Source organism: Actinosynnema sp. NPDC023658, assembly GCF_040639995.1.
GTDB lineage: Bacteria > Actinomycetota > Actinomycetes > Mycobacteriales > Pseudonocardiaceae > Actinosynnema.
Map to the genome: position 1 here is coordinate 1 of NZ_JBFAAX010000398.1, position 5,306 is coordinate 5,306.

The 5,306-nt window shown below is 75.2% G+C and carries 4 protein-coding genes; all 4 read right to left on the reverse strand.

Going from position 1 to position 5,306, the window contains the following annotated elements; all coding sequences use genetic code 11:
- Positions 1–145: 145 nt before the first annotated feature.
- The gene (locus tag AB0G02_RS27430; RefSeq protein ID WP_360799120.1) at positions 146–1,375 is read right to left on the reverse strand and encodes a hypothetical protein; all 1,230 of its coding nucleotides are present in this window, start codon (positions 1,373–1,375) and stop codon (positions 146–148) included.
- Positions 1,376–1,657: 282 nt separating this feature from the next.
- Positions 1,658–2,302 carry a response regulator transcription factor gene (locus AB0G02_RS27435; RefSeq protein ID WP_360799123.1) on the reverse strand — a complete coding sequence of 215 codons (645 nt, stop codon included), beginning with the start codon at positions 2,300–2,302 and terminating at the stop codon, positions 1,658–1,660.
- On the reverse strand, positions 2,290–3,525 hold the full coding sequence (locus AB0G02_RS27440; RefSeq protein ID WP_360799126.1) for a sensor domain-containing protein: 1,236 nt from the start codon (positions 3,523–3,525) through the stop codon (positions 2,290–2,292). The genes AB0G02_RS27435 and AB0G02_RS27440 overlap by 13 nt, the downstream gene beginning before the upstream one ends.
- A gap of 4 nt (positions 3,526–3,529) precedes the next feature.
- On the reverse strand, positions 3,530–5,306 hold a 1,777-nt coding region (locus tag AB0G02_RS27445), incomplete at its 5' end, for an ABC transporter permease (protein WP_360799129.1).

Below are 5,306 nucleotides of genomic sequence, written 5' to 3' on the forward strand. Positions count from 1 at the left end.
CGTCGAGGCGCGCGCCCGGTCGGATCGCGCCCCCGGCGGCGGGTCGGACGGTGGTCGTGGCGCCCTCGTGCACGGTGATCGCGGACGTGCCCCGGACGTCGTCCGATCCCGTCCGGACCACCCGGGGTGCCGCTGGACGTCGTCGTCAGGACCGCAGTTCCAGGGCCGCGCGACGAGCCGCCACGTCGTCCGGGTCGTCGCCGTGGACGAGCAGCTGGAGGGTGCTCTGCGCGACCGGGTTGTCGGTCCGGGTGGTGTCGTGGCCGGACGTCACGAGCACACCGCCGGCCAGCACCGCCGGGCGGACGTGGGCGAGCAGGTCGACCAGCGGGGCGGCGGCGGTCAGCTTCACCGACTCGGCGAACCCGTCGAGCGCGTCGGGCCGGACCGACTCCAGTGCCAGCAACGGGACCGAGCCGCTGGTGATCCGGAAGTTCAGGTCGAGCATGACCGGTCGCCCGTCGGGCGTCTCGGCGCAGTCCAGGCTGCACAGCCCCCGGTAGCCGACGTCGGCGGCGCGTTGGGCGATGGCCAGGCACTCCGCGAGCAGGTCCGCCCGCAGCGGGCTGACCAGCCCGAACCGGCCGCCGACGTACACGCCGGCCGCGTCGACGCGCTGCTCGGTGACGGCGAGCAGCCGGGCCACCGCGTCCGGGCCCACGTAGAGCTGGACGCCCCAGTTGCGCGCGAGCTGGAGGTACTCCTCGACCACGAACTCGCCCAGCACGTCGGTGAACGCGGGCAGCACGACCGGTTCGCCCGCCTCGTGCAGGTACACGTCGAGGCTGCCGCCGTGCGCGTCGTTCGTCGCGGCCTTGAGCACCCAGGCCTTCTCCGCCGGGGTCGCCTCGGCCAGCTCGTCGCGGGTGACCACGCTGCGCCGGGCGTGGAAGCGCGGTGCGACGAACGTGCTGATGGTGGCCTTGTTGTTCAGGTAGCCGACGAGGTGCCCGGTCTTGACCAGGCGTTCGTCCGGGCAGAGCGCGGTCGGCTGCGGGTACTCCATCGAGATCGGCAGGCCGTCGGCCATCGCCTCGGTGACGCGGGCGGCGAACCCGGCCTCGTCGCGGAACTCGCGCAGGTCGTCGCCCACCGGCAGGCCGCCGTCGCGCAGCTGCGCCAGCAGCGCCGGGTGCGTGCCGCCCGCGCTGCAGATCACCGGCGCGTCACCGGCGACGGCGATCGGCCGGGCGGAGAGCGCGTCCACGGTGGTGCGGTGCCGGCTCGCGGTGGTGGTCGAGGCCGGTCGCGCGCAGACGGCGACGCCGGGGCCGTACACGTCGGTGAGGGAGCGGGGGGTGCCGACGACCGGCGGCAGCGGGGTGGAGGTGCTGATGACGTGCTCCCGTGGGGGTGAGTCGGGGCGGCCGCGCACGCCACACGGTGGTGTGGGCGAAGACGCGCGGTGAGAGCGGTGGGGGCGTGCCGTGCGGAGGCGGCGTCCACCGTGGGCCCGGTCGGTGCTCGGGGCCGGATCCGTGAAACCGTGGGCGAGCAGCCCGGATGCGGGCTGTGTGACCCCAGGGTGGCACGCCCGCGACGCCACACCCAAATGGCGCCCGCCGAGGGCCCCGCGCGTGTCCTACCTCCGGAACGCGCGTGTCCTACGTTCGGAACGCCCGAGTTGAACGCTCGGAACGTCCGGACCGGGCCCGCGTCACTGGTTCAGGTAGGCCAGGACCGCGCGGACGCGGCGGTGGGTGTTGTCGGCCGGGGGCAGGTCCAGCTTGGTCAGGATGTTGCTGATGTGCTTCTCCACCGACGGCGGGGCGAGGACCAGTTCGGCGCAGATGGCCGAGTTCGACAGCCCCTGCGCCACCAACGCCAGGACTTCGCGCTCACGGGCCGTCAGGGCGGTGATCCTCCGGTCACGGGTGTTGCGCGCGAACAGCTGGTGGATCACCTCGGGGTCCATCGCGGTCCCGCCGGCGGCCACGCGCTCCAGCGCGTCGAGGAACTCGTCCAACGCCGTCACGCGGTCCTTGAGCAGGTAGCCGATCGCGCCGTTGCCGTCGGCCAGCAGCTCGGTGGCGTACGTGCGCTCGACGTACTGCGACAGGATCAGGATCGGCGCCTTCGGGTCGCGCGCCCGCACGGACAGCGCCGCGCGCAGCCCCTCGTCCCGGAAACCCGGCGGCAGCCGGACGTCCACGATGGACACGTCCGGCCGGTGGTCCTGCACGGCCCGTTCCAGGTCCGGCGCGTTGTCCACGGCCGCCACCACGGTGTGCCCGGTGTCGGTCAGCATGCGCACCAGACCGTCGCGGAGCAGCAGCAGGTCTTCGGCGATCACGATGCGCATGGGAGCTCCGCGAGGACGGTGGTGGGCCCACCGGGTGGACTGGTGACCTCCATCGTGCCGTCCAACGCCTCGACCCGGCGCCGCAACCCGTCCAGACCGGAGCCGGACGGGTCCGCGCCGCCCCGACCGTCGTCCCGCACGCTCACGGACAGCACCTCGCCCGACCGTCGCAACGAGACCGCGCACTCGTCCGCCGACGCGTGCTTGACCGCGTTCGCCAACGCCTCCGCGACCACGAAGTACGCCGCCGCCTCCACGGCCGGTGGCAGCTCGCCCAGGTCCCCGGCGTCCACCACGACGCTGAACGGCGCGTCACCGGCCAGCGCCGTCAACGCCGCCGCGAGACCCCGGTCGGTCAGGATCGGCGGGTAGATGCCGCGCACCAACCGCCGCAGCTCGGCCAGCGCGTCCTCCAGCTGCCGCCGCGCGGTCAGCACGTCGGCCCGCGCCGGGTCCTCCGCCAGCCCCGCCGCGCGCAGCTTCCGGTCGGCCAGCGCCAGCGTCATGCCCGCCGCCACGATCCGGGCCTGCGCGCCGTCGTGCAGGTCGCGCTCGATGCGCCGGAGCTCGGCGGCCTGCGCGTCCACCACCCGCAGGCGGGTCTCCCGCAGCGCGCTGACCTGCTGCCGCAACCGCGCCCGCGGCCCGGCCTCCAGCAGCCGTGCCGCGATCGACGCCTGCACCCGCGACACCGCGACGACCAGCCACCGCACCGGCCACCACGCCGCCAGACCGACGAGGCTGAGCGCGAACCGGCCGGCGACGGTGTTGAACAGCCAGTCCGCCACCGGGTACAGGCGCGGGTTCGGCACGGCCCACAGCCACGCCGGCGCGAGGAGCACGCCCAGCTCGACCAGCCCGGCGACCACGCCGACCACGCCGGTGGCCACCCCGACCGGGAACGACAGCAGCAGCCACGCCAGGTCGCGCCACGTCGCCGGCTCGCGCAGCACCGCACGGCCCCGCGTCCACGGGTTCCGCCCGGTCACCGGCTCGTACGGGTCGCTGATCGGCCGCCGCAGCACCCAGCCCGCGCGCAGCCGCTCCAGCCGGGCGATCCGCCTGCTCACCCACGTCACCAGCAGGAACACCGGCGGGCCGAGGTAGGTGAACGACAGCAGGCCGCTCGCCGCGGTGGTGAGCACGGCCCACCCGAACGACGCCGGTCCGATCACCAGCCCCGCCAGCAGGTGCGCCAGTGCCCTGGCCGCGCGCGTGAACACGGGCTCAACCTAGTTGCGGCAGGGACCGCCGCCGGACCACGACCCGGGCGGGCACCGCGCCGGCCACGAGACCGAGCAGCCCGACCCCCGCCACCATCCCCAGGTACCGCATCGGGTCGACGAACAGCCGCCACCGCCCGTCCTGCGCCACGCTGAACGCCCCGACCACGACCCCGCTGATCACGCAGCCGAGCACCAGCGCGACCACCACCGTGATCACCGCCTCGCGGTCGAGCAGCCGGTGCAGCTGCGGTGACGTCGCACCGGTCAGCCGCAGGCCCGCGAACTCCCGCCGCCGCGCCCCGGTGGCGACGGCGAACGTGTTGACCACGGCGATCGCGGTGAAGCCGAGCGAGATGGCCACCATCAGCTCCCACGCCGCCTGCTGGTTGCGCGCCTCGACCGCGCCACCGGACGACGTGCGGAGCACCGGGAAACCGGCCAGGTCGGGCTCGCCGCGCAGGTAGACGGCGTCGACCAGCCCGCGCGGGTCGTGCGCCGAGGCCAGCCCGGCGTCGAGCACCAGGTCGCCGAACCCCCGCCAGTGCTCGAACACGGCCACCACGGTCAACGCCACCGGCGTGCCGTCGGCCAGCCAGAACGTCGGCCGGTCACCGAGCGCCCACCCGCGCTGCCCGAGCAGCGGACCGCTCACCGCGACCGAGTCGGGGCCGAGGTCGGCCAGGTCACCGTCCGTGACGCCGAGGTCCAGCGCCGGCTCGCCGGACAGCCGCAGCCCCCGTGCCGGGTAGTCCTCCGGCTTGCCGCCCTGGTCGACGACGAGCCTCGTGCCGACGGTGAGGGCGGAGCCGGTCACGGACGGCAGCGCGGCGACCTGCTCGGCGGTGGCGAGCGGCAGGCCGGGTGCGTTCCCCGCACCCACCTGGACGGTCGCGGGCGCGGTGCGCGCGGCCTCCTGCCGAGCGGTCACCTCGGTCAGCACGTCGCCGTTGAGCAGCATGGTCGCGTTGATCGCGAACATCAGCGTCAACGGGATCGCCACGCCGACCACCCGGCGGCTCTCCGCGCGGGTCAGGGCACCCGCCACCCGACCGAGCGCACCCGTCGCACCGACCAGCCGCGAGACGACCGCCGTGACGCCGCCGACCAGGATCGGGCCGAGCGCGGCGGCGGCGCACAGCAGCAGCGCGCACGACACGAAACCCATGCCCATCCCGAGCGGTCCGCCCAACGGCACCACGCCCAGCACCGTCACCGCGCCGGCGGTCAGCACGGCCGCGGTCACGACCCGCGGCACCCGGCTGCCCCCGGCGGTGGTCACCGTCTCGCGCAACGCCTGCGTCGGCGGGATCCGCACCGCCCGCCGGGCCGCCACCGACGTGGCGAGCAGCGTCACGAGCAACCCGACCGCGGCCGCCGCGAGGAGCACCACCGGGCTGACCGCCACGGCGAACTGCGCGGGCACCGCACCCAGCTCGCGGAACCGGCCGGCGACCACGTGCGCCACGACGACGCCGATCGGCAGCGCCGGCGCCGCGGCCACCACCGTGACCAGGACGATCTCCGCGCGCAGCAGGCGGCGCAGCTGGCGTGGCGTGGCGCCGGCCGTGCGCAGGAGGGCCAGTTCCCGCAGCCGTTGCCGGACCGCCAACGACACCGTGCCGGTGAGCACGAACACCGCCGCGAACCCGGTGATGCCCAGGACGAACCCGAAGATCGAGATCGCGCCGACGTAGTCGGGCACCGCGCCGGGCAGGTCGCCCTCCACCTTGTCCGCACCGGTGAGCACGGCCCAGCCGAGCCGTTCCAGCGCGGCGACC

Excerpts from the sequence above, each read along its gene's own strand:
- AB0G02_RS27435 (WP_360799123.1), bottom strand. The coding sequence starts at position 2,302 with ATGCGCATCGTGATCGCCGAAGACCTGCTGCTGCTCCGCGACGGTCTG.